The following is a 4,115-nucleotide window of genomic DNA, read 5'->3' on the forward strand; positions in this document are numbered from 1 at the left end:
CGTCGGCGTCGCGTGCCCGGGGCGCCGGGTGTCAGCGCCGTGCGGCGCCCCGCACGTCGGCGAGGGTGTCAGCCCTTCGCCGCGTCCTTCAGAGCGGCGGCCTTGTCGGTGCGCTCCCACGGCAGGTCCAGGTCGGGGCGCCCGAAGTGGCCGTAGGCGGCCGTCGGCGCGTAGATCGGACGCAGCAGGTCCAGGTGGCGGATGATCGCCGCCGGGCGGAGGTCGAAGACCTCGTTCACCGCGGCCTGCAGCTTGTCGTGGGCCACCTTCTCGGTGCCGAAGGTCTCGATGAACAGACCCACCGGGGCCGCCTTGCCGATGGCGTAGGCGACCTGGATCTCGGCACGGTCGGCCAGGCCGGCCGCGACGATGTTCTTGGCGACCCAGCGGGTGGCGTAGGCCGCGGAGCGGTCCACCTTCGACGGGTCCTTGCCGGAGAAGGCGCCGCCACCGTGCCGGGCCATGCCGCCGTAGGTGTCGACGATGATCTTCCGGCCGGTCAGGCCCGCGTCACCCATCGGCCCGCCGACCACGAAGCGGCCGGTCGGGTTGATCAGGATGCGGGGGTCCTCGGCCTCGAGGCCGAGGGACTCGATCTCCGGCGCGATGACGTGCTTGCGCAGGTCGACGGCGAGTTCCTTGTCCAGGTCGACGCCCTCGGCGTGCTGGCTGGAGATCACGACGGTGTCCAGGCGGACCGGCTTGTTGCCGTCGTACTCGATGGTCACCTGGGTCTTGCCGTCGGCACGCAGGTACGGAACGGTGCCGTTCTTGCGGACCTCGGTCAGCCTGCGGGACAGGCGGTGCGCCAGGGCGATCGGCAGCGGCATCAGCTCGGGCGTGTCCGTGCTGGCGTAGCCGAACATCAGGCCCTGGTCACCGGCGCCCTGCTTGTCGAACTCGTCGAGGGCGTTCTCCAGCCGCGTCTCGTAGGCGGTGTCGACACCCTGCGCGATGTCCGGGGACTGCGCGTCGATCGACACGTTGATCCCGCAGGTGTTGCAGTCGAAGCCCTTGCCGGACTCGTCGTACCCGATCTCCTGCACGCGGTCGCGGATGATCTTCGGGACGTCGACCTGGGCCTCGGTGGTCACCTCGCCGGCCACGTGGACCTGACCGGTGGTGATCATGGTCTCGACCGCGACACGGCTGCGCGGGTCCACGCTCAGCATCGCGTCCAGGATGCTGTCGCTGATCGCGTCGGCCATCTTGTCGGGGTGGCCTTCGGTCACGGACTCACTGGTGAACAGCCTACGGTTAGCAGTCACTCTTATCCTCGTCTCTCGTAGGGAAGGGGAAATTCGGGGGTCGCTCGACGGGCGGCGGAGTCACGCCCTGGCGTGGAAGATGCCCCACGCGAGGTTACCGCTCTTGCCGCCGGCGACCCAGTTCTTGAGACCGGTCTTCATGCGCGTGAGGTACTCCTCGCTGACGACCTTGGAGACCTCGTCGTGCCTGCGCTCGGTCTCGTCGTGGACCCGGCCGTAGTGGGTGGCCAACTGCGGCGTGTGGTCCTCGAAGTCGATCGACGTCAGGCCCAGCCGGTTGAGCTCCTTCCGGTAGAACCCGGGCGAGCCCATGCTGTCCAGGTGCAGCCGGTCCAGGATCGGCTTGAGCGAGCCCTTGTCGACCGCGTCCGCCGCCATCGGGTCGGTGAACACGAACTCGCCCGCGGGCTTGAGCACGCGCACGACCTCCTGGAGCACCCGCACCCGGTCGCCACTGTGCAGGAACGAGTCCTGCGACCAGACCACGTCGAACTCGTTGTCCTCGAAGGGCAGGTCCTCGAACGAGCCGTCCACCACGTCGATCAGGTGCGACAGGCCCTGCTCCTCGGTGAACTGCCGGTTGCGGTTGTTCTCGACCTCGGACAGGTTCAGGCAGGTGACCTTGCATCCGTAGGTCTTGGCCAGGTACCGCGCCGCGCCACCGTAGCCCGCACCGACGTCCAGGATCTTCGTCTGCGGCGTGATCGTCAGCTTGCCGGCCATGCGCTCGACCGTGCGCACACTCGCCGGGGCGATCGGCTCCTCCGGCGTCTGGTAGAGACCGACGTGGATGTCCTCGCCGCCCCAGATGGTGTAGTAGAAGTTGTCCGCGTCGTCCGAGTTGTAGTAGTCGCGGGCGACGTTCACCGCGCTGGAGTAGTTCGCGGTGTCGTCGACGGAGGAGATGTAGTTCTTGTCCGCGACGTGGATGAAGAAGTCCGGCTCGTCGGCGGTGTAGGTCTCCTGGAAGTCGCCGTAGGTCTCCACCCGCTGGAAGCCGACCTCCCGCAGCAGCCTGCGCGTGTAGTCCTTGCGCAGCGGGAACATGTTGAGGTGGTACTGCGATCCGTCGGCGTAGGAGTACCGGAACCGCGCCAGGCCGTCGTCGACGTGCTCCGGCTCGGCCGTGACCTCCTCGCCCGCGTAGTAGTACGTGTGCTTGCTGGAGAAGCCGTTGTCCAGGATGGAGTCGTAGTTGCGCTGGTCGAGAATCAGCACACCGTCCGGCTTGAGCACCGCGTAGAACTCGGCGAGCGCCTTGCGGCGGTCCCGCTCGGAGAAGAGGTGCGTGAAGGAGTTGCCGAGGCACACCACCGCGTCGAACTGCCCCTGCACGTCCCGGTTCAGCCAGCGCCAGTCGGCGTGCACGACCTTGAGGACGTAGTTGTTGTAGCTCAGCCCGTTCTCGAAGGCCTTCGCCAGCATCTCCGCGCTGCCGTCGACACTGACCGTGTCGAAGCCCGACTCGATCAGCCGGACGGAGTGGAACCCGGTCCCGGTGGCGACGTCGAGCACCGACGTCACACCGCGGGACTTCAGCAGGTCGACGAAGAAGCTGCCCTCGCTCTCGTAGCGCTTCTTCCAGTCGATGAGGTCGTCCCACTTGTCGACGAAGCCCTTGGTGTACTCGTCGGTGTAGTGGTCGGTGTCCCGAACGGTCAGCGGGTCCGAACCGAACTCCTGTGCCGGATGTGCCGCGATCTCCTGGTTCTCGTCAACCGCTCCGGCCTCCTTCACATCGGACGGGCCAGACCTCGAATCACTCATTACGCTTCCTTCCACGTTCGGCCAGACACAGCATTGCTTCCGCGACCCGCGTCACACTTCCCGGCAGTCCTCCTCGTCCTCGGGCGCGCACACAATTCCTCCGTGGCGCGCGCGGCCGTCGAGCCGGAAAAGGGCGTGCGAAAGCGCTGGGTCATCACAATCCGAGCAGCATCGACTCTGATACGACCCGCGACTCGCCGGCGGTAGTTCCGCACCCGGGCTCGGCGAGCTCGGCCCTCACCCCGACTCGGCTGATTGCAGCACATCGACGTTGATCTCCGCAATCGCCTCGACTCAATCTATTGAGTACCGGTCGAAAGTATCAATGGGTCAATTGCGTGATGTCGGGGCTCACCCCACGTACAAGCCGACGGCGCACGATCCGCACCTCCGGGCGCTGGGCGCACAGCGGTGTGCGGGGCTCCGGGAGGACATTCCCCGTGGTCGTCGGCGGTTTTCGGGAATCTTGGCCGGCCACTTGACAACCGATCCAAGCGATTGTGTCCAAGACTACAAACTCACTCGAACGGGGGAGCCATGTTGACTCTTCGTCGCTCAGTGGCCGACCGTACGTGACCTCCTAGACCGAATGTGTGATGTCGGTCGCCCCGTTGCGTTCGTATCGTATACGGCAACGCGTTGCGTAGTACCCAACGAAAATCGCCCCGGAACACCGACGGTGCAATGTGCGCACACCCTCGGTACATCCCGATTTTGTTACCGGTTCGTGCTTGCCTTCCACTCCGGGTGACGACGGAACATCTCCGGCGGTCGGGATCACATGATTTGCTCCCCGCGGAGGCGACGTCACCGCCGCACCCGCCCCGCGGGTCGCAACGCGATTATTCCGCGACCGATCGTCAGAACGATCACCGGTGTCGAATTCCGTTCGGATGTTTTCGCCGCGTGATCCGTCATCGGCGGATCGGTCCCGATTCACGACGAATCGTGCCGGGTGTCCGATCGCACACCCCCGCACCCCGGACGGTTCCGGAGCCGAATGTTCTCCCCGCGCGGACGCACGCGATTCTCCGTCGGTATCCGGCGTCGGTGGGCGGCACACCGTGCCGCCCACCCGCC

At 66.3% G+C, this 4,115-nt stretch carries 2 protein-coding genes; both read right to left on the reverse strand.

Features of this window, described 5'->3' with window-relative positions:
- Positions 1–68 precede the first annotated feature (68 nt).
- Complete coding sequence (gene metK / locus SACPADRAFT_RS0202935) at positions 69–1,268, reverse strand: methionine adenosyltransferase (RefSeq protein ID WP_007026738.1); 1,200 nt, start codon at positions 1,266–1,268, stop codon at positions 69–71.
- Between the two features lie 60 nt (positions 1,269–1,328).
- The gene (locus SACPADRAFT_RS0202940) at positions 1,329–3,035 is read right to left on the reverse strand and encodes a glycine/sarcosine N-methyltransferase (protein WP_007026739.1); all 1,707 of its coding nucleotides are present in this window, start codon (positions 3,033–3,035) and stop codon (positions 1,329–1,331) included.
- Between the last annotated feature and the right edge of the window lie 1,080 nt (positions 3,036–4,115).

Source organism: Saccharomonospora iraqiensis subsp. paurometabolica YIM 90007, from assembly GCF_000231035.2.
Lineage (GTDB): Bacteria > Actinomycetota > Actinomycetes > Mycobacteriales > Pseudonocardiaceae > Saccharomonospora > Saccharomonospora paurometabolica.